Source organism: Arthrobacter sp. NPDC080031 (assembly GCF_040702485.1).
Lineage (GTDB): Bacteria > Actinomycetota > Actinomycetes > Actinomycetales > Micrococcaceae > Arthrobacter.
Map to the genome: position 1 here is coordinate 34,260 of NZ_JBFBLA010000003.1, position 24,963 is coordinate 59,222.

The following is a 24,963-nucleotide window of genomic DNA, read 5'->3' on the forward strand; positions in this document are numbered from 1 at the left end:
CCCAGAACCAAAAAGATCGAAAGAACTATCACGGCGACGGAGCTCCCACTGTGTCGTACATTTCGTAATCATCGGTAGCGAGCTGGCCATCGCTGAAAAGGTTCATTCCAAAGCTGATGGCCTCGGCTCCTGCCGGAACGGGCGGCGTATCCCAGATCGCCTGCTCGTAACTGGTGTTGGCCGCGAACCAGGGACTGGCTGTCCAGTAGGTCCACGTGCCCAGCTTGTTGCGGTAATACACTTCGAACTGCGTCTTGGCGGTGGACTGGTACCACGCCCTGAGCGAGTAGCTGTGGCCGGTATTCACGCTCGGAGCGCATGCTCCCAGATCGAGGACGGGAAGCAGTTTGGCATCACCGGATGAATATTCGCTCAGGTCCAGGCGACGGGCCACCGCACCACTGTGTCCCGGGGTCAAGGTGCTCAGGACTACGGCATTCTTGCCGTAGGACGCCACCTGCCAGCATTGCGGCAAGCCGTACTTTCCGGCGGTTTCCAACCCCGGATTCCGAATAGCGTTCTGACCCGCTGCCGCCGGCGGCGCCGCGGGACCGTTCACCACGGGTTTCGCCACGCCCCCGATCACGTCATGTACCGTGCGCACGCCCATGGTCCCTGGTTGGGTCTTGGCGGCCAGCCATGTGGCGAATTGTTCGAACAACGCTGGGCTGACGGAGCGGGGATTGCCGCTGTTGTCAATGTCGTAGAAGGTCAGCTGCAACCAGCCCCCGGCCTTTTCGGCCTGCTCCACCGTCGCCTCAAGGTCGGCCAGCGTCCACTTGCTGCCGACTTCCGATGTCGCCCGTGTCCGGAACAGGTCGCCGGGGCGCACAGTTTCCGCAGCCGCACAGCCCGGGCAATCAACGGGGGTGGTTATTTCGCCGAGGCCCCGGGCGCTGTTGTAGCCGCAACCAGCGACCAGCTCTTCCGACTTCGGCGTTGACGCCGCGAACGGATAGGCAAAGGAGGTGACCTTGAAGCCCCAGTCCGTGAGGTTTGCCCGGTCGTTGCAGATCTGCCTCGACGCTTCGTCCGGTTCTACCGAAGTCACATCGGCAAGGGTGACCGTATGGCCACCGATTTCGTTCTGGTCCGCGGACAGGCTGTGGAGATTGTCCATTGTCATGTATTCAGGTGCGCCTACAAAGCCCGAGTCTATGAAAAAGGTGCCCCTGAGTCCGTGAGCCTTCAAGATCCGGGCCGCCTCCATCTGGCTTGCCCGGCCCTCATCGAACGTCAGGCTGACAGATGAGAGCGGAGCGACAGTAGGTGTGGGGGTGTCGTTCCCGGATCCGCTTACTGGAGCTTGTCTTCCGTTGATCAGCGATGTGGCGCCGGTCAGCAGGAGCAGCACCGACACGCACGAGGCAGCCCACAGCCCTGCCCGTTTCCTCGATGCGCGGACCGGGCCGGATGCGGTGCCCTTCCCCAGGGGACTCATTGCCAACCCGCGCTGCCGGGGTTCCTGAAGGGGCCGGTGGCGACTGGGGGAAGCCTCGGTCTCAAAGGCTTATTCACCACCGGCCCCCGCTCAGGGGCCCTCTCTATGAGGGCGCGCTGCCGTTCGGCAGCACGGTCAATCGGCGCCGGATCCACGGGAGGGACCGTGCTGTATCCCCCAAGGGCAGGCTCGGACTCCAGGCAAACACCTTCCAGGATGAATCCGCTGCGTCCTGATACCGCCCGGACCAGAGCGTCCGTTTCCATTGCGAGACCTGTCTTTCCCCCGTTGCCATCATCCAACTGACACCATCAGCGTATGAACCAGGGCGACGACGGACACGAGTAGGATCTACCCGTCTTTTACACTCAACCTTGACGTCCGGACAGCGTCACTACTCGTGCGCTACGCGCGAAACGCCAGGATCAAACCCCGGGACGCGGACCGGGGCGAATCCGATCCGTTCGTGGTCAAATGGTGCAATCAGGGCAGTCGGAGTTTAAGGATGGCGGAAGAGAGTGTCCAGGAAACAGGGAAGCGGCACTCCCGTTGCGCCAAGGGAAGGCAGTGCTCGGGACATCCGCCGCCCGCCCTCCCCCGCCAATGGCCCCCGGCGCCGGCCGTCAGCCTTCGCCAAGGCTTGCATCGCCGCAGCCCTGGTGGTGGGGATCGGAGGCGTGCTCGTGTGGCGGTTGACTTCGGAGGCAAACGGCTCTCTCGAACCACCTTGGTTTTCCGGCTACGTCGACGTCACCGTGGTCCCTCAGTACGCTTTCGAAACACCCTTGGGCGAGGGCACCAAGAACGTCACACTGGCGTTCGTGGTGGCAATGGCGGGACAGCCCTGCACACCCAGTTGGGGCAGCACCTACAGCCTTGATGCCGCGAAAAATTCGCTCAAGCTCGAGGAACGCATCGCCAAGCTGCGCTCGAACGGCGGCGCGTTCGCTGTGTCTTTCGGCGGCTCAGTGAACAGTGAGCTCGCAAACTCCTGCCAGGATGCAGCCGATCTGGAAAGGGCCTACCGGGCCGTCCTGGAGCGCTACAACCCCGAGACCATCGACTTTGACATCGAGGGCGACAACCTGGCGGACAGTGCAGCCTGGCAGCGCCGCGCCGCAGCTATCGCTGCCCTCCAGAAGGAGCGGAGCAAGGAAGGGCACGCCCTCTCAATCTGGCTGACCCTTCCGGTGACCCCGCAAGGACTGACCGACGCCGGAACCTCCGCTGTGGACCAGATACTCGCCGCCGGTGTCCAGCTGGCGGGGGTCAACATCATGACGATGAACTACGGTTCAAGCCGGAGCGCATCGCAAAGCATGCTCGATGCCGGAACGTCAGCGGCCCAGTCCACCCACGATCAACTCAGCATCATCTATCAGCGTGCAGGAAGTCCCCTCAACAGCGAGCAGATCTGGAGAAAGATGGGGTTGACCCCCATGATCGGCCGGAACGACCTCCCGGGCGAGGTATTTGACCTTGATGCGGCTCGCGGATTCAACTCCTTCGCCATCAGCAAGGGGGTTCAACGGGTGTCCATGTGGTCCTTGAACCGGGATGAGTCGTGCCCGCAGGACACTCCGGAGGATCCGGCCAGCCACGTGTGTAGCGGGATCGATCAAGGAACCCAGCGCTTCTCCGATTTGTTGAGTGCAGGATTCCACGCCAAACTGCCTTGATCCCGCCGATCAAAAGAGGATCATGCCTGGCTTGGATGTTCCGCCCTGTTCTGGTTCTTGACTTCGGCCGGGCGGGCGAGGTGCCTGCCGTTGCCGTGCTGAAACAGTTTCTTGAGCCACTGCATGGATGCCTCCAGTTTTCGAGGGACTGACTGTACCGGATTGCTTGGACGGCCCCGGCGGCCGGTGCTACTTCACTTGGCTGACTGTGACAATGTTCAGCCACGGTCCCGCGGGAACCTGGTCCCGTGGGACGAACTGCCAGTCGACTTTGTCCGATTCGCCATCGAGCTCGGAGAACCCAAGGCATCCGTTGAGCGCTGGCGAGACGTCCATTCCGGCTCCATTGAACTTCTTGTTGGCAGGACGCGCATCGTTGGAACCGAAAACGTAGTCCTTGTCGTGATACTGGCCCGGACCGGCATCTTCAATCTGTCCGTAGCATTCGCGGTTGCCCATCCGAATCCGGACCCACTGGTTCTTCATGTAGCTAAAGGATCGGTTCTGGGCGTTGCCTGCGAAACCCGGATCGTTGGCCCACGGGATGACGCTCGCCCGTTCCGCGAAGGCGGTGGGATCGTTGACATCATCGAAAGGGAGATCGAGGTAGAACGGGTTCTCCTTCGGAGTCATGCTGCTCGGCGCATAGCCTTTGGCCTGTGTTCTCGCCTCGGTCTTGCAGCCGTTCGTCACGACGCCGTCACAGCCTCCGTAGCTCTGCATCCATTGGGAGTCGTAAGTGGACGTCACTTGGCTGCCATCTGGCGCGTTGGGGTCAAAGATCTCGCCCACCCAGAAGGTCGTGGACACGATCCCGGTGTGCCATGGATACCGGCCGGCTGATTGGGTTGGACTCGGGCTCGGGCCCGGTCCACCGCACGCCGCCGTCAGCAGGGTCAGGCAAAATGCAAAGCAGACGGCTGGGCGGTTCCAACGATTCACCCTCGATTTCGCCGGATTCACGATTCACTCCCTTGGGACCTGTCTTAGGTGCTTCCCGCAGTGTACGTGGCCTTGGGCGGGAAAACTCAGGAATTTTCGTGGGAAATCCCGCCCGCCTGGCCGTCAGGACGAGCTGCCGTCAGCCTTTCGGGAAATCAATGTTGTAGCGGTACAAGAAAGCAGCCATGGCGTCGCGGTTGATGGCGGTGGTTGGCCTATAGGTGCCGTCGGGGAAGCCCGTAGTGATGCCTGTGGATGCCAACCAACGGATCTCGTTGTAGAACGGAGCACCGGCTGGCACATCGGAGAAAGTCGGTGCGTTCGCCGGCACAGCGGGACTGCCCTTGAGACGATAAAGGAACGCGGCCATCGCGGCCCGGCTCACGGCCTCACCCGGGTGGAAGGTTCCGTCCGGGTACCCTGTCGTGATCCTGGTGGAAGCCAGCCACCGGATCTCGTTGTAGAACGGAGCACCGGCTGGCACGTCGGAGAACGCGGGTGCGTTCGCCGGCACCGCAGGACTTCCGGAGAACCGGTAGAGGAACGCTGCCATGGCCTCACGGGTGATTGACGTGAGAGGACGGTAGGTGTTGTCAGGCCAACCTTGCGAAATCAAGTTGTTGGATAGCCAACTGATTTCGTCATAGAACGCCGAGGTAGGAGTGACGTCTGTGAAGTGCCTGATGCCTGCACTGTCATAGAGTTCAAAGTCGTCCGTGGTCAAGGTGCCATTGCCGAGCAGGTTCAAGCCCAAACTGATGGCCGAAGCACCGGCTGGAAGGGCGGGCGACGTCCACGTCGCGTGGGCCCACGTGGTAGACGCCGGGAAATACGGGCTAGCGGTCCAATACGTCCATGTGCCCAGCCCCGTGCGGTAATACAGTTCGTATTGAGTCGTCGTCGTCGAGGTATACCAAGCTTTCATCTCATAGGTGTGGCCCGGAGTTGCACTTGGCGCGCACTCGCCCAAGTCGAGGGTTGGCACTAGCTTGGCGTCCCCGCTGACGTAGGCGGACATCACGAGCTGTTCAGCATGGGTCCCGGCGGTGCCCCCGTGCCCGGGGGTTACCGTAGTGAAAGCCGAAGTGTGGCTACCGTAACTGCCCTGGGCCCAGCACTGCGGCAGTCCCGAAGCTACCGGACCGGCGGTTTCCAAGCTGGCGTTCTTGACGAGGTTCCCCGCGGTGACCGGAGGGGGTGCAGCCGGTCCGGCGACAACGGGTTTGACCGCTCCGCCGAGCGTTTCCTGGACCGTTTGGACCGCGATCCGCCCAGCGGCCTTCTCCGCGGCGAGCCACTGTACATATTGGGTGAAAAGCGCTGTGGAAACCGTCAGGGGGTCCGCGATTCCTGAAGTTGGATCGATACCGGTGCCGATGTGGTGGAATGTCACCTGAACCCAGCCACCGCCGGGCTCGGCCTTGGACACCACGTTCTGCAGGTCAGTCAAAGTCCAAGTGTTGTCCACTTCGTCCGGGGCCTTCGTTTTGTATGGATCGGCAGGAGGAAGGGTCTCAGCGAATCCAAGGCCTGCGCTTCCAGGCACAACGCTTTCAAGGTCTCCGAGTCCGCGGGCGCTGTTATATCCGCAAGCCGCAACCGTGCTCTCCACCGCCGGGGTGAGCGACGCGAAGGGGTACGCGAAGTTGGTGATGGTGAATCCCATGTTGGTGAGATTGACGCGGTCATTGCAGACTTGGCGTTTGACCTCGTCGGCACCCATCTGGGCCAAGTCCGGGTGCGTCACCGTGTGACCGCCGATCTCGTTTCCGTCCGCCTGCAACGCCAGTGCTTGCTGGGTTGTCATGTAGTTCGGAGCGTTGAGGAAGCCCGACGGCGTAAAGAAGGTGCCCTTGAGCCCGTTGCTTTTGAGGATAGCTGCGGCGGGGATCTGATCTGCGTTGGCGTCGTCAAACGTCAGGGTAATGATGGTGTTCGGCGCCGCGTGCGCGGCGGGTGCTGCTATCCCAAAAACCGACGTCCACATCAGGACGCTCAAAACGCCTGCGAGCCAACGAGATCTTCCCGGAGGGCTCAAGCGTTCGGCCTTGTGACGAGGTTGAGACATGGACGCCCCCCAGATACGGTCCATTCGGACGCAGCCTTTCTCTTCAAGGTACTTCTTCAGTTCAACGACTTCAGTTGAACGACTCCGCTTCAGTGGATACGGTTTCGTTTGGCCGCGGTTCAAGATGCGAGGGTGATCTTCCAACCCGAGGGATCCAGGACTTTTGCCGGCTTGTAGTCGGCCGCGACGTTGAGGATGATTTCATCCAACGTGGTCTTCGGCTCGAAGCCAACCAGCCCGAAGGACTTGCTGTTGTCCGGAACCCGCCGGCGCATGTCCTCGTAGCCTTCCGAGTACGCCTGCTCATATGGCACCAAGGTGATGGCGCTGGAGCTCCCAAGGAGTTCAACAATCCTTTCGGCCAACGTCAGGATGGAAATCTCGTAGCTGCCGCCGAGGTTGTATGCATTACCGTAGGCAAGCGGTTCCTCGGAAATGCGGACGATGGCGGGAACGATGTCGCCGACGTAGGAGAAGCACCTCGTCTGGTGGCCGTCTCCATATACGGTCAGGGGCTCACCGACGAGCGCCTGCCGCACAAGTCGCGGAACAACCATTCCATAGCGACCTGTCTGCCGCGGACCGACCGTGTTGAAGAGCCGTACGATGGCAACCGGCAACCCGAATTGGCGCCAGTATGCATGGGCAAATGCCTCGTCAATACCTTTGGCGGCGGCGTAGGTCCACCGGGATTTGAGCGCGGATCCCAGGATGCGGTCCGCTTCCTCCGAGAGGCTGTCCGAGGTGTTCTTGCCGTAGATCTCGCTTGTGGATGCCAGCAGCAGCGAGGCACCTGATTGCAGGACCGAGTCCAGGACCACTTCGGTGCCATGGATATTCGTGCGGAGGCTCTCCAAGGGGTGGTCAACAATCAGATTCACGCCGACGGCGGCGGCCAGGTGGAAGACCCGGTCGGCGCCTGCCACCACCTTGTCCACGGCGTCACGGTCGAGAATGGTGCCCTCGACGAAGTGGAAGTTCCGGTGGCCGATGACGCCTTTGAGATTCTCCAAGCGTCCGGTCGACAAGTTGTCCAGCACGGCGACTTCGTCCCCCGCCGCCAACAAGTACTCAACAAGGTGGCTTCCTATGAAGCCGGCACCCCCGGTTATTGCTGTTTTCATTGCTCCTGCTTCCGTCGAAAACCTGGTGGATCTAGAGCCGGGTTACGTTGTCGGCCTTGGGCAAGCGGTACGTCGTGTCCAGGACTGCTGGTGCTCCGGCCAACCAGTCAAGTTCCATCTGGCTGTGCCTCGTGTGCAGGATCACCAGATCCGCACCCCAGTCAGCAGGCGATTGCTCCGACTGGAGTGTTCCGCCGTGCCCATCGGGCGCCGTCTGGCACCAAGGATCGGAGAATGCCACTTCCGCCCCATCGGCAATCAAGGCGGCAATGATTTCCAGGGCCGGGGATTCCCGGAGGTCTTCGACGTCGGGTTTGTACGCGACCCCGAGCACCATGACGCGGGCACCGGCAACACCGTGGTTGCGGTCCGAGAGGATACGCCGGGCCTTCTCCACCACCTTGTGCGGCCTGCCTGCAATCCCGGCCATCGCTTGCTCGATCACCGGCGCCGTCAAGCGGGCCTTGCGCAATTGCCACAGCAGGTAGTGGGGGTCGCACGGTATGCAGTGTCCGCCGACTCCAGGACCGGGGGTGAACGCCATGAATCCATACGGCTTGGTGGAAGCCGCATCGATAACGTCCATGACTTCCATGTTGAGTTCGTGGCAGATATCAGCGAATTCGTTAGCCAAGGCGATGTTGACGGCCCTGAAGGTGTTCTCCACGAGCTTGGTCATTTCGGCGACGTCCGCCGACGGCACAACGTGAACCAGCTTGGTGCTGGCGCTCAGAAGCCGTTCGGCAACTTCGCCGCAGGCCGGGGTCACTCCGCCAACTACCCGGGGGACGTCTTCGTGTGAGAAGGAATCCACGCCAGGGTTGATGCGCTCGGGCGAGAAGGCCACGAACACGTCACGGCCTGGAATAAGTCCCCTGGCAGCCAAGGGCAACGCCAGGAGGTCGCGCGTGGATCCGACGTACGTTGTAGAGGTCAGCATCAGCAACTGGCCAGGGGTGGCGAAATCGACCACCGAGGCACAGGCCGCCCGGAGAATCGAGAGGTCCGGGACCAAGTACTCGTCGACGGGGGTGGGAACGCACACAACCACGGCCGCCGCGTGGGCAAGCAACGACAAATCGCTGCTCAGCATGAAGGTCGGGTCCAGAAGCGCGTTGCTGAGCCGCTCCCTGTCGGAGTCCAGAAGATCTGCCCGTTGCTCCCGGATCACGGCCAGGCGGGCGTCGGACACGTCAAGGCCGAGAACACGCCGACCCGATGCGTTGATCGCCAGGGCCGTGGGCAGGCCGACATAGCCCATGCCCACGATCGCCACGTCGAAAGTAAAAGCTTGGTCCTGTGTGGCTATCCGTGTTCCCGCGCCCTCCGGCCAAGCTGGGGCCTGCGTGTGCGAGGACTGCGCGTTCCCGCTGTGCTCTGCCTTGAGGGTCTTTACCTTCGTGTTCGGTGTCATGGTCAGTCGACCTCCCGGTGCCTGTTGTCTCCAGTGTGAAAGAAAGCCGGCGACGAAACGGGACGTGCCCCGGTCTCAGAGGGCACATGACCGTCTGCCGCCGGCTCGATTGTGGGGCCCCCCGAATGCGGGAGACCGGTTGCATTGGAGTTGACTTCTCGCCGGATTACCGGGTGGTTTTCCTGGATCAAAGAATTCTTCCTGCGTTTCATCTCGAGACCCACTTATCCCCAAATGAGTGGCGGTTGCCATCAGGAAAAGCGTATTAACGAACCTCCGGGGCGGGCGCGAGTGGGCTCTACCCGTCTTTGGATGCGCGGTCCGTTCCGAGGCCGTTGACTACCCGTCCGAGCACTTTTAACCACTCAATTCAGTACTCGTTTTAGGCTCTCGCGCCCGCCGTCGTGCCCCTCAGTGGAGAGCACGACGGCGGAAGGCGGCTTCGGGAAAATGGTCACCGCGATCGCAGAGGGCAAGCGGGTCGCGCGGGCGGCTAGCCCACGCCCTGCGTGCCGTGCGCACCGTTCATCAGGTCTTCCCGGTGGCTGATGCCAAGCTTGGCGAACATTCGGTACAAGTGACCTTCGACGGTGCGCAATGACAGGCCCAAGCTGAGCGCAATGTCCTTGTTGCTCGATCCCGACTGCACAAGCGTTGCGATTTCCTGTTCGCGCCTGGTCAGCTTCTGGAGATCCGGGGAGCCGCCTTCAACCGCCGGGCCGGCCTTGTCGAGAGCAGCTGTGCGGCGCTTGAGGAGCCGCTGTCCTTCGAGCTGGCGCGCCTTGTCCCCCCTGCTTTCCAGGATCCTCAGGGCGTGGCTGGCGCAGTCGGCGGCGGCAAGCTCCAGTCCGTCCCTGGCTGCCGAATCACTCAGCTCAATCAGGCGATCCGCGTCCTTGTGCGCGAGGGCGATCCCGACGCTCAAGGCGAACTCCGCAGTCCGGCCTTCGCTCCCCTCGGCCACTGCCATCAGCCGACGCGCCACACCGGGGTCACCCAGTCTCAGGACCAGCATCAGGATGTCGATCTCAGCACCGATAGCTCCGTCCGCGGCCGCGGAATCGGCCAGGGACATGAGTCTCGCGATCGCCGTTTGCGTTCCGGTATGCTCGGCTCGCGCCACTGCCGCATGACCTTGTGCCAGCAGCGACGGGTGCACGCCTTCCCGGATCAATGCGTCGTATTCGCTTGAGTACGTCATGGCTGTGTCCCGGCGTTTCAGGATCGACGCCGCGTACGCGGCGGCAGCAACGGCGTCGGGCAGGTCGCTTCCCATGTCGGAGACCCGCAGCATGCTGACCGCCTGGCGGAGCCGTGGCAGCGCCACCCCCAGGTCTCCGCGGCGCAGGTCCACCATCCCGGCAGCCAGGTGGAACATCCCGCCTGAATAGATCAGCGAGTTCGGTGCTTGGGAAACATGGTTCTGGAGGAACGTTTCAAGAACACCGAACTCGCCTGCCTGTTGCAAGGCCAGGATGTAGCGGCGCATCACCATTCCTGCGTACTGGAGGCTCCAGTCGCCGCTTGTGGCGACCATCTCCTGGATCTCCATCAGAATCTGGATGGCGGAAACCGGCCGTCCCGTGACCGCCATGGCCTCTGCGAGGAGGGTGCCCGCCACCAGGCGGGACTCGTCGTCGTCCGCTTCTTTCCAGATCTGGCGGAGTTCCCGCTCCGTCTCGATGTAGTGGCCTTCGGCTTGGAGGCCCTCCAGCGAGAGGAGCCTGCTCCCCAGCTTCCCGCGTTCCAGCTCACCAGGGTCGATGCCCTGGCGGGATTCGGCGAGCCTGGCCAGGGCCGCCTCCCATTCGTACGCTGCCTGTTTGATGGCGTTGGGCCCGACGCCTTGTCGCCCGGAAAGCTGGGCCGCCAACATCGATGCCTGCCGGACTGTCCGCGGATCATTGGTCCGGTCCACGACCCCGGCAAGCGAGGACACCGCACCCCTGATGTCGCCCCGGTACCATTTGGCGCGTGCCACCTCCACCTGCGCTGCCAGTCTCAGGGACGGATCCTTGATTGCGCCGGCTACCCGTTCCACGTAGCTGGGGATGAACAAGCGGTTGGCTAGCTGGGCCGCTTCCAGGATCTCGGAGTCCGGAACCTCGGTGCCCGATTCCAATCCCCAGGAGACGAAGCGCAGCAGTCCGTCCATGGTCTGCGGCTTGGACTCCATGAGGTTCACGATGCGCCGCCGGATGGTCATGCTGTGGGCGGTCGGGACCAGCTGGCGGATCACTTCGCCAACCAGCGGCTGGGCAAGCCGGACATGCCGGGCGGGGTCGGACGCGATCTCGATGAAATGCAGCTCCTGCAGTTCGTCCACAGCGCTGGAGTCGCTGGCCTGTTGCACGACGTTCAGCGGGACAGGCTCCGCCAGCGCCACGGTCTCCAGGGTCTCGCGCTGTGCGGCGCCCAGCATCAGGATCTGGTTGCGGACAAGGTCCATCAAACGCACGCTAGTGCCCCGGAGCTCGCCCGAAAGCATCCAGGCGTCGTTTCGGCAGACCAACTGGCCTGAGGACTTGGCGTGCTCAATGAGTTCCAGCAGGAACATCGGGTTTCCGCCGGAGTACTTGCCAAGGACGGCGCTGGTCCCCTGGACGACGGGCGCATCCAAGGCCTGGGCGCAAAGTTGGTTGACTTCCTGCTCGTTGAGTGGCTGCAAGTCGAATCGGTCCACGAGCCCCTCGGACCACATCGAGAAAACCTCTGCAGGCGGCGCGGGATACGGCCGGCACAAGAACACGACTTTGGCGGCTTCCGCCGCAGCCAACTGTGCCAGGACAGCCACGCTGCTGTCATCGATGTGATGTGCGTCCTCGACGATCAGGACAGCTGGTGCCGGATGCGGCTGGCCTGCCGGGTTCAACGCCGCGACGACGGCCCTCAGGACCGACAACGGTTCATTGATCTGGCTCGGGGTCAAGGCTGTCAGCAGCGGTGCCAGGGCGGCAAACGGTACCGAGGCGAGGGTGGGACCGGCAAAGACCCGGAACGGGCGGACACGTTGCCCCAATTCCTGGACCACTTCGTTAATCAGTGCCGTCTTGCCGATGCCTGCGTCGCCAAAGAGCAGGACCCCGGGGCCATTGACATCGAGAAGGCAGTCGACAACGGCTGCCATCACGTTGAATCGTCCTATGAGCGCATCAGCCGAAACCACTTCGGTCATTTCGCACCACCTTCGACGTTGCCAAGCGCGAAGCTCAGCTCGGAGCGTTCCACGATTTTCAGCTTGCCGAAGATCTGGTACAGGTGCCCCTCCACCGTGCGTACTGAAACATGGAGCTTCGCGGCGATACCTTTGTTGCTCTCCCGGTTCGCCGCCAGCCTGGCGATCTCCATCTCGCGGGCCGTCAGCTTCAAGCCCTCCTGGTTGCCGCTTTGCGGGGTGCGCAAGCGCTGCCGGCACGTCTCCGCGAGCTGGCGCGCCTTCCTGAGGGCTGTCTTGTCCGACTGGACCTGGTCGATGTGCAGGACGGTTTCGGCGATATCGAAGGCGAACCTGTCGTTTTGCATGTCTTCGGCCAACCGTGCTGCCTCAAGAAGAAGCTCCGCGCTTCCGGACATCGTCGCGCGTGCGTACGCAACGCACAGTTCGGCGAATCGTCCCTGGCAGCGGAGGGCCGAGTCCAACAGCCGTGGAGCGGATGCCGCCGCGCCGAGCCGGACGGCTGAACTGAGGCAGAAGATCTCGTGGCCGGGGGCACCCTCGTCCCGGTCGGCGTCGGCCAAGCTGAGGAGTTCCTCGACGGCGGCCTCCGGGCCGTTGACCCGTTCCCGGGCCAACGCCGCGAGGTATCTCTTCGTCCGCTCTTTCCGCCACGTCGGCCGGCGCAGCTGGGTGGAAGCTTCCTTCAGGTAGCGCACGGCCTGGTCATGGTCGCCTTGCAAGGCCGAGGCGTAGGCTGCTGCGGTGCAGGCGACATCCAGCATGCCTTCGTTGTCCTGGACCCGCAACTGGCTTATCACCGGAATGAGCGCTTCCAGACCGTCCTGGCCCCGACCTTGGAGGCACCGGAAGATCGCTTTGGGAAGATCGATCGCTGTGGGCAGCGCCTCGGCCGCTGAGGCCAAGAGGTCATCGCCGGGTTGGACCATCTCCGCCTCTTTGTCCCACCGTCCGGCAAGTACGAAGGCGAACCGCAGCCGCGATGTGGCGCGTCGGGCTGCGGCGACCGAAACAGCGGGATCATGGCAGTCAGCCGCCAGCTGCTCCGCCATGTCCGCCGCCTCGGATTGCCGTCCCGTCAGGGCCCATGCCTCGCACAGCCAGCTTCCGGCAAGGAGGCGGAACTCGGTGCCGTGCGATTCAAAGTCTTGAAGGACCTCCTCCAGTCTTGCTGCCATCTCAGCGTAGGAACCCGAATAGCTCGCTGCCTGCGATTCGGCCAGGACAAGCTCCTCCCGCAAGGTGGCGATGTCCTGCCCTTCGCCGGCCGTGATCGTTTCGTCCTCGAGCCGCCGACGGACGTGTGCCAGCGTCTCGGAAGCTTGGGCCGTGGTTTCGGGAAGGGCCAGAAGGATCGCCGCCTCGGCCAGCTTGAGCCGGACCCATTCTGCAAGGGTGACGCCATCCCCGGGTTCATCCAGCTGAAGATTAAGCAGGTCCCTGGCCCCGGCGACATCACCGAGTGTCATCATCGCACGGGCTTCCTCGGCTACTGCCCCGGGCACCGCGGAGTGGCCCGGGATGGACCGGACCAAGCGCAGGGCCAGCCGGGCCTCAAGTTGCCCGTTCGCCGCCGCGGCCGCTTCCAGCGTTTCTTCCCGTCCCAGCTTGGCTCCGCAGTCCAATGCCCAGGCGGCCATGGACAGCAACATCGAGCGTTGGCCCAGGGCCGGATCCATCGACTTGAGGAGCAGGCTCCGGAGTTCGTTGCTGCGGCCGGGGGGAACGTTCGCCCGGACCACGTCACCCACCAGCTGGCTTTGGAGCCGAGCCATCCTGGGCAGCGAATCGTCGACGACGAGGACGCCCCTTTTCTCAAGGGAATCCACATCATCGGCCGATGCGAGTGCCAGCAGGGATTCCAGGGGCACGGCCCTCGCCAGTGAAAGGACCTCCAGGACTTTGCGCTCACCGTCGCCCATCCGCCCGAGCCGCGTGGTGATGAGGTCGGTGATTGCCCTGCCGTGCTGTTCGCTCCGGGAGGTCAGGACCCAGACGCCGTCGCTTTTCAGGAGCGAACCCGATTCGGCGAGCTCCGCGGCGAGCATCTTGAGGTAGTGGGGGTTGCCCCCGCTGGCTGTCCACAGGGCATGGGCGCCGGACGGAGAGACCTGTGCTCCCAGCGCGGCCTCGAGCCAGGCGTGCGATTCATGGAAAGTCAGTGGTTTGAGGTCTATGCGGTGCAAGAACCCATCACCGCAAAGCCGGGTGATCTCCCCGCCGAGCCGCTGCGGGTCGGTGCAGGTGAGGACAAGCTGCGCCGTGCCGTTCCTCGCGAGCTGGGCCACCGTCATCGCCGCCAACTCATCAAGCTCGGCCGCGTTTTCAATGACCAGGTACACCGGCTTTCCCTCGGCACGCTCACGGAGCAAATTGGTGAGCGCCGACAACACCAGGACGGGATGGGCCAGGTATCCCGGGTCAAGATCGCTCAGAAGGATATTGAGGGCGCCGTACGGTGATCTCGCCAATGCTGCGCTTCCGCGGATGACGACGACGAACGAGCGCCCGCGTAGTTCGTTCACGGCGCGAGTAGTCAAGTAGCTCTTGCCGCTCCCCGACGGCCCCGTAACAAGGACGCCACCCTTGGAAGCTGCTAGCGCAAGCGCGATGTCCTCGACAGCGGCTCTAGGTCCAATCGGCGGCCACGCCGTCGAAATTGCCGATTTGCCTTCGGTTCCATCAGGCGAGGACGGAGTCGACGATCCGTCGAATGCCTGGTACCGGGACCGCGTCCCGGACCGGACGGCGTGGACCGCAGATGCACTGCCTGCTGTCAACATGAGCGAGACCCCCAGTGATCGAGTGGTGACACCCCCCAATTAACCAGCTGGCCGTCAGGCCCACACCAGTAGTGAGTACTCGACTTTCATTCACCCGCATACTCGTATGCGGGTGTGAGTACCTTTGCCCCGGGCTGCGGGTACTCGTCGCGGGCAGTGGCCGGCGGTCGAATCGAGAGTGCACTACTACTGCCCTGCGGCCATTCCCGGCTTCAGCTTGTACTCGATGCTCCCTGTGCGACGGCGGCGGCCCCTGCAAGTTCGTCCCTGCCGGTGATCCCCAATTTCGAATAGCACCGGTAGAGATGCCCTTCGACGGTCCGGACAGAGATAAGCAGCGTGTCCGCAATCTGCCGGTCGCTGAGGCCCTGGACCGCAAGATTGACGATGTCCCATTCCCTCTTGGTCAGCTTCGGAACCACGGACTCGTTGTGTGTTTCCTCGCTGCCCTTGCCCAGTTCTTCGTTGCAGCGCGCCAGCCCCGCGCGCGCAACGGCACTGAGCTCTTTGGTGCTGCCGCGATCCGGTGCCGCCAGCGCGAGGCCATACGCCTTCGCGGCTAAATGGTAGACGGTGGCCGCCTGTAGTTTCTCTCCTGCGGATAGATACCGGGCAGCGCCCCCGAGCTCAAGTGCCCGCCCGTATTCGGCGAGCGCTTGCGCCCATTCCCCCTCCGTCGCGGCCGCGGTTTCACAGAACCGGTCCAGCCTGCTGATGTCCCCCAGGCCAAGCGCAAGCTCCAGCGCATGAAGTTCAAGGTACGTGGCGTTTTCCTTCGCCGCGTTGTTAGCGTTGCAGTGCAACGCCTCCAGGCCGGAGCCGTCGGCGTTGAGGAGTTCCAGTGCGGCGTAGAAAAAACTGTTTGCCTGTGACGCGAGAAGGTGGGTGCTGTGTTGTTCCCAGGCCTTGTAGTCCGCCCGGAACCGTTCGGCTTCAGGCAACCCGGCGCTGGCTGCGGCATAGAAGGCCATGGCAGCACACAGTCCGAAGAGATTCTGCGGGTCGCTGTCCCTCAAGGCTTCCAGTCCGGCAGTCAGCAACGGCAAGGCGTCGCCGGATTTTCCCTGCCTGATGGCGATGTACCCGGCCACCACGTAGGCCGCCCCGCCGAAAGACGCCATCGAGACACCCGACGATTCGTAGTAGCTGTCGAGGAGCTTTTGTGCGTCGGTCCAGTCACCTACGGCCAATGCGCAAATGACGAGGCGGGCGGAGATGAAGTCGGGGATGAAGAAGACATCGTTCTCTTGGGGCTGGGCCAGGGCGGCAGCCTCGAGAACCAACAGCCTTGCCTGGTGTCCGCGGCCGAGGGCGCACAGCATTTCTGATTTCAGGGCCAACGCGAGGGCCCTGAAGAGGGGGGCCAAAGAGCCTTCCACTGTTCCCGAATGAAGAAGCACGTGCTCCAGTTCGGGGCCCATCCTTCCGTAGTCGCCGTCCACGGAGCCAGCAAGAAGCCCGATCATGGTGACGGCGAGCGGCACCGCGGCTTTCGCGTCCGGCGTCCTCTGCCCCTCGAGTCCAGGCTGCTGTTCGCCCCATTCGCGGAGTCGTTCGGCTTCCCCCCGTATCAAGGAAGCGGACTGCCCGACGGCGGCACGCGTGACCGCGCGCAGAAGGCTGTCGGATACTACCTGGGCGGGTCCGGCGTCGCCATCCAACGTTTCCTGGGCCAAGACTGCCGCGGCCTCGTCCCGGCGTCCGAGATTGAAGTATGACCGGGCCATAACCGCCTGAGCAACCGATTGCCATTGCGTGTCGCGCACCGCGGCCGCCATGCGCAATGCCGTCTCGCTCTGCAGTAGCCTCGCCGAGAGGACCGCCGCCCGGATCAAAAGTCGGTCCGGTACGTCCGCCCCGCAGTCAAGTGACCATGTCACCATCCGCAGCAAGGAATCCGGGTTGTCCTCCAATACATCCATCCGGGAGATCAGCTGCCGATGCAGTTGGAGGCTCTTCGCGGCCGGAACGATGCTTCTGAGCACTTCTCCGTAGACTGGATTGACGAGCCGGAGGGTTGGCAACCCATTGCCCGCAGGCTTGATCAAGTGCTGTTCCATCAGCTCCTGGACGGCCGCTTCTCCGGCCACAACGTTGATCAACGTCTCGTCCACCGGTTCTGCCAATGCAATCAAGCTCAAGGCTTCCCTGCCCGCGGCCGAAATGCGCATCAGCTGAAGTTTGACGGCGGCCTCCAGCTTCACCGTGTGGACCGGTGTTGCGGCCGTCTTGAGCCAAACACCGTGTCTCTGAACGAGGGTACCCGAGCTCTCGGCTTCGCGGACAAGGGTCTTAAGAAGAAGGGTGTTGCCTCCTGCCTCGGTCCAGAACCCATGGCTCGTGCTGTTCAGGACGATCCCCCCGAGCAATGCCTCGCACAGTTCGTGGCCTTGCTCAGCAGTCAATGGCTCCAGGTCAAACCACTCTGCGGTTCCCTCGTGCCACAGCCGCAAGAGCGTCCCGGGAACTCCCGGCCGTGGAACGCAGGCGGCCACGATTTTGGCCCATCCGGCCTGGACAAGCTCGGTCAGCATCGCGCACGTTGCATCGTCCAGGTAGTGCGCGTCATCGACAAGCAGCAAAGCCGGTCCGGTACTTACCCGGATGGCCTCGAGGTGATCCCAGAGTGAGCGAAGCACAGCGACCCGGGAGGATATGTCAGCAAGTGAAAGATGGGAAAGAAATGGCGCCAGCACCCCATACGGTACAGCAGTCAGTGACGGACTTCCGTGAATCGGAACGACCGCAAGCTCGCCGGCAAAGACACTGCCCAGCTGGGCCAGGAGAGATGACGCGCCGAGTCCGGAATCGCCCACGATGAAGACTGCCGAACAATCATCGGTACGGATGGCGGCGGTAATTCCAGGAAGCAAGTGCCCAAAATCGAGCCAGGGTTCAGGCGGCCTTGTACCGCTTTCTCCGACACGACCGTGCACCATCGCAGCGTTGTCATGACTGCGCGGTTCCTTCAAGCTCGCTCCTCGATGAGATTCCCATTTTCGTGAAGATTTGGTAGAGGTGGCCTTCGACTGTGCGCACCGAAACTTGCAATTGGTTGGCTACCTCTTTGTTACTCAACCCTTGACTGGCCATCTTTGCAACCTGACGCTCCCTTTCCGTCAGTTCCGGTCCGAAAGTGTGCGGTGTCAAGGGCAGTACCGGTACGGTACCGACCAGGCGGTCCAGCCGTTGCTGGGCGAGCCTGGCGGACGCGGAATCGCCGGCTTCCCGGGCGATGTCCAAGGCCAGGACGGCACAGCGCGACTCCACGGCATCCAACTTCAGTTCCTGGGCGACCGAAGCGGCAAGAAGCAGCGTCTTCGGGTCCTTCTTGCGTGTTCCCTCCGCGACCATCCGGTTCACTGCGGCCATCTTGCCCTGGCGACGGGATGAGACCTGCTCCAGGAGCAACAGCTCCTCTTCGGTGCCGTGGACGGTCGCGCCGAAAAGGCTGATGGATGCCGTGGTGATCCGTCCCTTCGCCAAATCCCGGTTGGCCGACTCGATGAGACTCTGCTTCGCCCCGGGATCCTTGAGCCAACGCCGTGCCATCTTGACGCAGAATTCGGCCATCCAGGCGGGAAACCACGCCGTTTCCCCTTGTCCCTTCTCTGCCAGTTCGAGGAAAGTCCGGGATTCCTTCACGTCGCCGGCCTGGGCGTAGGCAAAAGCGAGCGCGGAGTAGGCCAACGCTGGTCCGTAGTAGTTGCGCCTGATCTCCAGCTGCGCCTGGGCCCCCAGCAGGGTGTCGATTGCGACTGAAGCCCGTCCGGCATAGGTGTAGGAAACACCCAGGGCCAGTTCGGCGGCACCGCCAAGGTAGTGGATGTTCTTTGGTTGCTGATCGAGGGTCGCCGTCAGCATCCGTGCCAGTTCTTCCCACTGTCCGCTGCAAAGGAGTGCGGCAAACAAGCCTTCGGACAACCAGTTGTGCAAGCGCGGCCGCGCTTTTGCGCGCTGTATCTTGTGCTTCAACTCGCGCGCCAGCTCGATGGCTTCCATTTCCCTGCCGAGCACTGCCCAGGCCATGGTCAGCAGGCTCCCGCAGCTCAACCTTTGTTGAAGATCATTCCCATCCCGGTACTCCTGCTCCAAGGCCTCTGCAACCTCGGCATATTCGCCCTGATGGACCTGGAGCTCGAAACTCGCGAGCCTGAGCATCCCGCGTGCCCGTTCAATCTCCGTGGCATCCGCTCCGACCTCTTGCGACCGGCGGGAAAGGTCCTCCGCGGCCTCGGCGATCAGGCCGGGTATCTGGAGGTGCCCACCTGGAATCCACAACAACGCACTGCAGAGCTCCTGGACATAGTCCGCATAGTCATATGCCGGGAGGCGCCGAAGCTGCTCGGGCGTCACATCCTTCAAAGCTGCCACCGCGGCCTCGTGCTCGGCCAGAATGACGTGGGAAACACAGCGTTGCTGGGCGGCAGCCACCCATTCCTTGTCCTCGCGCCCGATCTGCCGGGCGCATTCCAAGGCGAACCAAGGATCGAACTGCTTGTTCGCTGCCGCCGCAGCCGCCAGGGCGACTCCGGGTTCAAGGGTTTCGCGGACGTTCAGCGTCGAGGAGGCAAAGCCCAGGAGTGCCTCGGCATCCAGGTCCCAGGTAATGCTGCCGATCACCCCGGCGGCGAGCCGCCGCAGTTCATTCCGCCGCGGCAGGTCCATCCAGCCCCGAATGACCTCACCCATGTACTCGTCGCGCAGCGCCACCCTGCGGGCGCCTGACGGTTCGATGCGGAGGTATCCGGACCACTCCATCTCCGCAACCACGTCAGCTTCCAGGACGTCCAACAGCACGGCCAGCGGGGCGGTTCGAATGAGGGCAAGCAGCTCCAGCGCTTCCTGGACCGCAGGGCTCTCCCGGGCCAGGCGCGAGCGGACCAGGTCGGTCAGGATTTCCGCGGAAGAAAGGTGGATTTCGCCCTTCATTGCCCAAACCTGCCCGGCCAGATGCAGGTTGCCTGAACGGAGCTGTTCAGTCACGATGGCTTGGAGCACCAGGGGGTTTCCACCGCTGGACGCGTGCAAAGCGCTTGCAGCCGTAGCGGTCACTCGTTTTCCAAGGACGCCGCTGAGCAGTTTGGCAACTTCCGCGCGGGAAAAAACTTGAAGTTGGACCTCCTCCAGGAGGCCGTCTTTCAATAGCCTGACCAGGTCTTCCGGCATGTCGGTAGCCTGACGGACAGTGACGAGGACTTTTGCCGTCCCACTGATTAACAAGTGCACCAAAAGGGCCGTGCTCATGCTGTCCAAAGCGGGAAGTTCCGACAGGACCAAAAGCACTTCGCGTCCCGCGGCGTCCGAACTTATCAAATGTGAGATGCCGTAAATGATCGCGGCAGGAGAATCTGCGGCGTCGGCGGGCAGCCGGGCGACCAGATGGGCCACCGCGCCAAACGGAGTAGTGACGTCCGTGGAGCCGTGGAGGTGCAGTACGTGGGTCCTTGGAGTGAGCCGGGCCTCTACTGAACGGGCAAAAGTCGCCTTGCCGACGCCCGGCGCGCCAACCACCACCACTCCGTACAACGACGGGTCGCCGAGCGCTTCGATAACCTTGTTCTGGAGATCCTGCCGGACCAGCGACGACCATTTTCGACGTTCTGCAGCGCCTAGGGCTTGCCGCTCCGTCGCGTGCCGCTCTGTTTCAGATTCCGATGTTGCTCGCAATTTAGATCACGCTACCTTCGCAGCTCTGGCGGACGTGACGTTCAGCGGGTCGTTTGCTTTTGTATTTCCTCTTCACCCCAGCAGTGATTTGCAAAGTATCATAGCGATCGGCGCGAATCAATTAGTCACGGACGAACGATCAGGGTACTTGTTAACCACTGAATTGAGTCAGCGGGCTAGGCCTTGATGGGGTGGAACTTCTGCTGGGCGGCAAGCAAACCTTCGGTCATCAATACCTCCACAGCATCCGCCGCTTCATCCAGGAGGAATGGAAGCTCCTTCTTCTCGGAGGCGCCAAAATCCCTGAGAACATAATCCGCGGTGTCCATCCTCCCGGGTGGCCTGCCCACCCCCACGCGAACCCGGAAGTAGTCCTTTGTCGCCAAAGCCTTGGAAATATCCCGCAGGCCGTTGTGCCCGCCTTCCCCGCCGCCGATCTTCAATTTAACGGTGTTGAAGGGAATATCAATTTCGTCGTGGACGGCAATGACGTGATCCGGAGCGATATCGAAGAACCTGGCAAGGCCGGAAACAGGTCCCCCGGAGACATTCATATAACTCATCGGTTTCGCCAATACCACCCGAGGCCCCCCGATCCCGAGCCTGCCCTCGACCACCTGGGCCCGGGCCTTGTGGGCCTTGAAGCTTCCGCCCATGCGCGAGGCAAGCTCGTCCAGCACCATTTGGCCGACGTTGTGGCGGTTGTGGCTGTATTCGGCGCCGGGATTGCCAAGGCCTACGATCAGCCAAGTGTCTGTCATGGAGTCATCCTAGGGAATCAAGAGGGTGGAAAGAAAAAGAAGTGGCCGGGCCCCTCAGGACCCGGCCACTCGCAAAGGCGAATGCCTCGACTAAACCGAACGACTACTAAACCGAACGACTACTCAGCGGCAGGAGCTGCCTCTTCTTCGGCCTCCGAAGTGGCCTCCGAGATGTTGATGATGAGGGTCTCGGGATCGGTGAGCAGTTCCGAGCCGCTCGGCAGGACGATGTCCGAAGCGTGGACGTGCTCGCCGGCCTTGCGGCCTTCAATGCTGATTTCGACGAAGGTCGGCAGGTGCGTGGCCTCGGCTTCGAGGGAAACCGTGGTGGCTTCCTGGTTGGCGACTGCGCCAATGGCAGCTTCACCGATAACGTGGACGGCCACGTCAACGGTGACCTTCTCGCCCTTGCGGACGGTCAGGAGGTCGATGTGCTCGATGATCTGCTTGATCGGGTCGCGCTGGATGTCCTTCACGAGTGCCAGGTGCTCTTCGCCGTTGACGTCGAGGGACAGCAGGGCGTTGGAAACGCGGACGGCCAGGGTGGTGGCGCGGCCCGGGAGGTTGATGTGGATGGGCTCAGCGCCGTGGCCGTAGATGACGGCCGGGATCTGGCCGGCTGCACGGGCGCGGCGGGCGAAACCCTTGCCGAATTCGGTGCGCAGTTCTGCTGCGAGCTTCTGCTCAGACATGTGTACTCCTTGATTACTGTGGCGCCGGCAAATTGCCGGCAAGTCGATCAGCAAGGGCGGAGGTCTGTGGTGACCTTCCACGCCCGGCGGAATGCCAGCCGCTGAGCAGCAGGTTCAGTCCGCCTTCGTTGAAGGAGATTCAGACCCAGTCGATAACGGAGACCCGCAATCCGGAACTAACCCGGATGTGCTCTCCCTCGCCAAGGTATCCCCAAGAGTTTAGCAGCCGCGTCCCGCCAAAGGGAAAACGGCCCCGGCCTGACCCAACTGGCTCGCATTTGTTGCCGTTATGAGGCCCGAAAACGACAACAACTGCCAGTCAGTTGGGCCGGGGACCAATTGTCCGGGCGGGGACTACTCAGCCGGCCAGCTGATATGAGTTGGGCTAGGCGTTGCCGTCGAAGAGGCTGGTGACGGAGCCGTCGTCGAACACTTCGCGGATGGCGCGCGCAATCAAGGGTGCGATCGACAGCACCGTGAGCTGCGGGAAGCGCTTGTCGGCCGGAATCGGCAGGGTGTTCGTGACGACGACTTCGCGGGCACCGGAATCGGCCAGGCGCTGGGCCGCCGGCTCGGAGAACACGGCGTGGGTGCATGCGATGATGACGTCCTTGGCGCCGGCGTTCTTGAGGACCTGGACAGCGCCGGAGATCGTTCCACCGGTGTCGATCATGTCGTCGATCAGGACACAGGTGCGGCCTTCGATCTGCCCGACGACGGTCTTGGAGACAGCCTGGTTCGGTACCGTGAGGTCCCGGCTCTTGTGCACGAACGCCAGCGGCGCGCCGCCCAGGCGCTCGGCCCACTGCTCCGCAACGCGGACACGGCCGGTATCCGGCGAGACAACGGTGATGTTGTCCGCTTCGACCCTGGTGCGGATGTAGTCGGCAAGCAACGGAATGGCCATCAGGTGGTCCACGGGGCCGTCAAAGAAACCCTGGATCTGGGAAGTGTGCAGGTCAACGGACATGATGCGGTCCGCGCCGGCGGTCTTGTAAAGGTCAGCCACCAAACGGGCGGAGATCGGCTCGCGGCCGCGGCCCTTCTTGTCCTGCCGGGCGTACGGGTAGAACGGCGAAACAACCGTGATCCGCTTCGCCGAAGCGCGCTTCAGGGAATCGATCATGATCAACTGCTCCATGAGCCAGTTGTTCAGCGGGGCCGGGTGCGCCTGGATGACGAAGGCATCGGTGCCACGGACGCTCTCCGCTGAGCGCACGTAGATCTCCCCGTTCGCGAAGTCGTAAGCGTCGATAGGCAGGAGTTCGGTTTCCAGCTCCTTGGCGATTTCCTGCGCCAGCTCGGGGTGCGCCCGTCCGGCGGCGAGAACTAGTTTCTTCTCGCCGTGTGCGGTAATTTCGCTCATGCCTGTGTGCCCTCTTCTGTGGTTGCCGGAGTACTTGAGGAATCGGGGGTGGCAGTGGAGCCATGCGCGGCTTGCGCAGCCTGCGCCCGTTGGGCCGAGTTGCTGCCCTGCCGGTTGGCGATGACCCAGCCCTCGGCGTTTCGCTGGGGAGCAACGCTCAGGGTGAGGGCTCCGGCGGGAACGTCTTTGCGGATGATGGCTCCGGCACCGGTGTACGCGCCGTCGCCAATCCTTACGGGGGCCACGAAAACGGTGTTGGAACCGGTCCGCACACCGGAGCCGATCACCGTGCGGTGCTTCTTCTCGCCGTCGTAGTTGGCAGTAATGTTGCCGCAGCCGATGTTGGTGTCCTCGCCGATCTCGGCGTCGCCGGCATAGCCGAGGTGGGACAGCTTCGAACCGCGGCCGATCGTCACGTTCTTGGTTTCGTAGAAGGCGCCGATCTTGCCGGTCTCCCCAAGGACAGTGCCGGGACGCAGGTAGGTGAACGGACCGACGCTGGCTCCCGCACCGATAGTGGATCCTGAGCCGTGCGTGCGGGTCACCTTCGCGCCTTCGCCCACCGAAACGTCGGTGAGGGTCGTGTCGGGGCCGACGACGGCGTCGCGCGCCACGGTGGTGGTGCCGTGGAGCTGCGTGTTGGGCAGGAGGCGGACGTCTTCGTCCAAAGTGACGGTGGAATCGATCCAGGTGGTGGCCGGGTCAACGACCGTGACGCCGGCACGCATCCAGGCCTCGACGATGCGGCGGTTGTGCTCGGCGCCAAGTGCGGCCAGTTGGACCCGGTCGTTTGCGCCTTCTACCTGCCAACGGTCCTCGGTGACGACGGCGGAAACCCGGCCTCCGGCGTCGCGCGCCAATTCGAGCACGTCGGTGAGGTACTTTTCGCGCTGGATGTTGTCAGTTGTCACCTTGTGCAGCTGCTCGCGAAGCACTTTTGCGTCAAAAGCGTAAATGCCGGAGTTGACCTCGCGGATGGAGCGCTCAGCGTCGCTGGCGTCCTTGTGTTCGCGTATGCCCAGCACGGTGCCGTCCTCGGCACGAAGGATCCGGCCATAACCGTTGGCGTCGTTGAGGATCGCCGTCAGGACCGTCACCGCGTTGCCCTCGGATTCATGCGTGGCGACAAGCTCGGAGAGAAGGGACCCGGTCAGCAAGGGCACATCGCCATACGTGACCACCACGGTGCCGTTGAGTTCGCCCCTCGCGTCCAAGGCGTCAAGCGCTACTTCCACCGCCCGTCCGGTTCCCGGAACATCGTCCTGGTCCACGATGACGGCGTCGGGATCGATCAGTCCGACGTGCGCGGCGACGAGGTCCCGTTCGTGGCGGACCACCAGGGCCAGCTGCTGGGGGTCGATGGAGCGGGCCGCGAGGATGGCGTGCGCCACCATGGAGCGTCCGCCGATTTCGTGAAGGATCTTGGGAGTCCGCGACTTCATCCTCGTACCGGCTCCGGCGGCTAGGACAATTACAGCGGCGGGGCCAGTAGGGTCGGGGCTCACGAAGTCGCTCTCCTTGCTCGGTTAAGTCCGGGCGAACCCGGCTGCGGCATCTGCTCTATCGTACTCTCGCCGGTTCACAGCCTTCCGCGCAGCCAGTGGACAGCTTCGGGAGAGACGGTGCCTCGAGATGCGGTGCCGGCAGACACCGACAAGTTCCGCCCATAGGATTCGAACCTATACTCCACGGCTCCAAAGGCCGGGGTGCTGCCATTACACCAGAGCGGACCGTGTGCACGTGTTCCCGATTGACCGGGTCGCACACACAAGAATCTAGTTTGCCATGAGGATTGCGGTGTTCGCGACTTGGTGCATTCCTGATTCTTTTTCAGCGGTACTTGCTGGC

At 62.9% G+C, this 24,963-nt stretch carries 15 protein-coding genes and 1 tRNA gene; 2 read left to right on the forward strand and 14 right to left on the reverse strand.

Annotated features, from left to right (window positions below; genetic code table 11):
• Positions 1-28: 28 nt before the first annotated feature.
• Positions 29-1,441 carry a polysaccharide deacetylase family protein gene (locus tag AB0323_RS03260; RefSeq protein ID WP_366176098.1) on the reverse strand — a complete coding sequence of 471 codons (1,413 nt, stop codon included), beginning with the start codon at positions 1,439-1,441 and terminating at the stop codon, positions 29-31.
• Positions 1,442-1,959: 518 nt separating this feature from the next.
• Between AB0323_RS03260 and AB0323_RS03265 the strand changes: the two genes are divergently transcribed.
• Positions 1,960-3,120, forward strand: a complete 1,161-nt coding sequence (locus AB0323_RS03265; protein ID WP_366176099.1) for a chitinase — start codon at positions 1,960-1,962, stop codon at positions 3,118-3,120.
• A 189-nt stretch (positions 3,121-3,309) separates the two neighbouring features.
• Here the strand turns inward: AB0323_RS03265 and AB0323_RS03270 are convergent, their stop codons facing one another.
• From AB0323_RS03270 to AB0323_RS03295, 6 genes are all read right to left on the reverse strand, one after another.
• Positions 3,310-3,930, reverse strand: a complete 621-nt coding sequence (locus tag AB0323_RS03270) for a hypothetical protein (protein ID WP_366176100.1) — start codon at positions 3,928-3,930, stop codon at positions 3,310-3,312.
• A 271-nt stretch (positions 3,931-4,201) separates the two neighbouring features.
• Positions 4,202-6,061 (reverse strand): S-layer homology domain-containing protein, encoded by a 1,860-nt coding sequence (locus AB0323_RS03275; RefSeq protein WP_366176101.1) that lies wholly within the window; start codon positions 6,059-6,061, stop codon positions 4,202-4,204.
• Positions 6,062-6,249: 188 nt separating this feature from the next.
• Positions 6,250-7,254, reverse strand: coding sequence for a GDP-mannose 4,6-dehydratase (locus AB0323_RS03280; RefSeq protein ID WP_364532400.1), 1,005 nt, complete (start codon positions 7,252-7,254; stop codon positions 6,250-6,252).
• Between the two features lie 31 nt (positions 7,255-7,285).
• Positions 7,286-8,668: a nucleotide sugar dehydrogenase gene (locus AB0323_RS03285; RefSeq protein ID WP_366176102.1), complete on the reverse strand. Its 1,383-nt coding sequence runs from the start codon at positions 8,666-8,668 to the stop codon at positions 7,286-7,288.
• A 493-nt stretch (positions 8,669-9,161) separates the two neighbouring features.
• The gene (locus tag AB0323_RS03290) at positions 9,162-11,843 is read right to left on the reverse strand and encodes a LuxR C-terminal-related transcriptional regulator (RefSeq protein WP_366176103.1); all 2,682 of its coding nucleotides are present in this window, start codon (positions 11,841-11,843) and stop codon (positions 9,162-9,164) included.
• Positions 11,840-14,383 carry a LuxR C-terminal-related transcriptional regulator gene (locus AB0323_RS03295; RefSeq protein WP_366176104.1) on the reverse strand — a complete coding sequence of 848 codons (2,544 nt, stop codon included), beginning with the start codon at positions 14,381-14,383 and terminating at the stop codon, positions 11,840-11,842. Before AB0323_RS03295 ends, AB0323_RS03290 begins: the two co-directional genes overlap by 4 nt.
• Positions 14,384-14,429: 46 nt before the next feature.
• On the opposite strand from AB0323_RS03295, the gene AB0323_RS03300 reads away from it, so the two are divergent.
• On the forward strand, positions 14,430-14,669 hold the full coding sequence (locus AB0323_RS03300) for a hypothetical protein (protein WP_366176105.1): 240 nt from the start codon (positions 14,430-14,432) through the stop codon (positions 14,667-14,669).
• 169 nt (positions 14,670-14,838) lie between these two features.
• Here the strand turns inward: AB0323_RS03300 and AB0323_RS03305 are convergent, their stop codons facing one another.
• The 7 genes from AB0323_RS03305 to AB0323_RS03335 all read right to left on the reverse strand — a co-directional run bounded on the left by AB0323_RS03305 (position 14,839) and on the right by AB0323_RS03335 (position 24,845).
• The gene (locus AB0323_RS03305) at positions 14,839-17,598 is read right to left on the reverse strand and encodes a LuxR C-terminal-related transcriptional regulator (protein ID WP_366176106.1); all 2,760 of its coding nucleotides are present in this window, start codon (positions 17,596-17,598) and stop codon (positions 14,839-14,841) included.
• Complete coding sequence (locus AB0323_RS03310; RefSeq protein ID WP_366176107.1) at positions 17,576-20,296, reverse strand: LuxR C-terminal-related transcriptional regulator; 2,721 nt, start codon at positions 20,294-20,296, stop codon at positions 17,576-17,578. The genes AB0323_RS03305 and AB0323_RS03310 overlap by 23 nt, the downstream gene beginning before the upstream one ends.
• Positions 20,297-20,472: 176 nt before the next feature.
• Positions 20,473-21,057 carry an aminoacyl-tRNA hydrolase gene (pth, locus tag AB0323_RS03315; protein ID WP_366176108.1) on the reverse strand — a complete coding sequence of 195 codons (585 nt, stop codon included), beginning with the start codon at positions 21,055-21,057 and terminating at the stop codon, positions 20,473-20,475.
• A gap of 119 nt (positions 21,058-21,176) precedes the next feature.
• Positions 21,177-21,749 carry a 50S ribosomal protein L25/general stress protein Ctc gene (locus AB0323_RS03320; protein ID WP_364532421.1) on the reverse strand — a complete coding sequence of 191 codons (573 nt, stop codon included), beginning with the start codon at positions 21,747-21,749 and terminating at the stop codon, positions 21,177-21,179.
• A 385-nt stretch (positions 21,750-22,134) separates the two neighbouring features.
• Positions 22,135-23,115 (reverse strand): ribose-phosphate diphosphokinase, encoded by a 981-nt coding sequence (locus AB0323_RS03325; protein ID WP_028266439.1) that lies wholly within the window; start codon positions 23,113-23,115, stop codon positions 22,135-22,137.
• Positions 23,112-24,620 (reverse strand): bifunctional UDP-N-acetylglucosamine diphosphorylase/glucosamine-1-phosphate N-acetyltransferase GlmU, encoded by a 1,509-nt coding sequence (gene glmU / locus AB0323_RS03330; RefSeq protein ID WP_366176109.1) that lies wholly within the window; start codon positions 24,618-24,620, stop codon positions 23,112-23,114. Before glmU ends, AB0323_RS03325 begins: the two co-directional genes overlap by 4 nt.
• Before the next feature lie 153 nt (positions 24,621-24,773).
• Positions 24,774-24,845, reverse strand: a tRNA-Gln gene (locus AB0323_RS03335).
• Positions 24,846-24,963: the final 118 nt, after the last annotated feature.

Bases quoted from the DNA above. Each gene is read 5' to 3' on its own strand.
- AB0323_RS03260 (WP_366176098.1), bottom strand. From the start codon at position 1,441: ATGAGTCCCCTGGGGAAGGGCACCGCATCCGGCCCGGTCCGCGCATCG.
- AB0323_RS03280 (WP_364532400.1), bottom strand. From the start codon at position 7,254: ATGAAAACAGCAATAACCGGGGGTGCCGGCTTCATAGGAAGCCACCTT.
- AB0323_RS03285 (WP_366176102.1), bottom strand. From the start codon at position 8,668: ATGACACCGAACACGAAGGTAAAGACCCTCAAGGCAGAGCACAGCGGG.
- AB0323_RS03290 (WP_366176103.1), bottom strand. From the start codon at position 11,843: ATGACCGAAGTGGTTTCGGCTGATGCGCTCATAGGACGATTCAACGTG.
- pth (WP_366176108.1), bottom strand. From the start codon at position 21,057: ATGACAGACACTTGGCTGATCGTAGGCCTTGGCAATCCCGGCGCCGAA.
- AB0323_RS03320 (WP_364532421.1), bottom strand. From the start codon at position 21,749: ATGTCTGAGCAGAAGCTCGCAGCAGAACTGCGCACCGAATTCGGCAAG.
- AB0323_RS03325 (WP_028266439.1), bottom strand. From the start codon at position 23,115: ATGAGCGAAATTACCGCACACGGCGAGAAGAAACTAGTTCTCGCCGCC.